The sequence below is a fragment of the Ochrobactrum sp. SFR4 genome, assembly GCF_019730395.1.
Taxonomy (GTDB): Bacteria; Pseudomonadota; Alphaproteobacteria; order Rhizobiales; family Rhizobiaceae; genus Pseudochrobactrum.
The window spans coordinates 1-324 of the sequence record NZ_JAAPBB010000493.1 but is presented as its reverse complement, the minus strand read 5'-3'; the positions used below and the strand labels follow the sequence as shown (position 1 = coordinate 324).

Genomic DNA, 324 nt, shown 5'->3' with positions numbered 1-324 from the left:
AATTCCCTGCGTGATAAAGGTACGCGCTCACCTTTGACCTTGGCATTGAGGCTTGACGGATCAAGTTCGACATCACCGGCAACCATAATGGCGCGCGCACGTCCCGCACCACGCCGCGCGATTGCCCTGACCCTTGCAGCCAGTTCATCGAGATCAAACGGCTTGCCCATATAATCATCGGCACCGCTGTCGAGACCGGTAATGCGGTCGGAGGTCTCATCAAGTGCTGTCAGCAGCAGAACAGGTGTGGAATCCTTGTCAGTTCGCATTTTCCTGAGAACATCAAGACCGGAACCGTCCGGTAACATCAAATCAAGCACAATC

Annotated in this window: 1 protein-coding gene; it reads right to left on the bottom strand. The window is 54.3% G+C overall.

Going from position 1 to position 324, the window contains the following annotated elements; genetic code table 11:
* A partial coding sequence (locus tag HBA93_RS19955; protein WP_221724441.1) for a response regulator occupies positions 1-324 on the bottom strand: 324 nt, incomplete at both ends.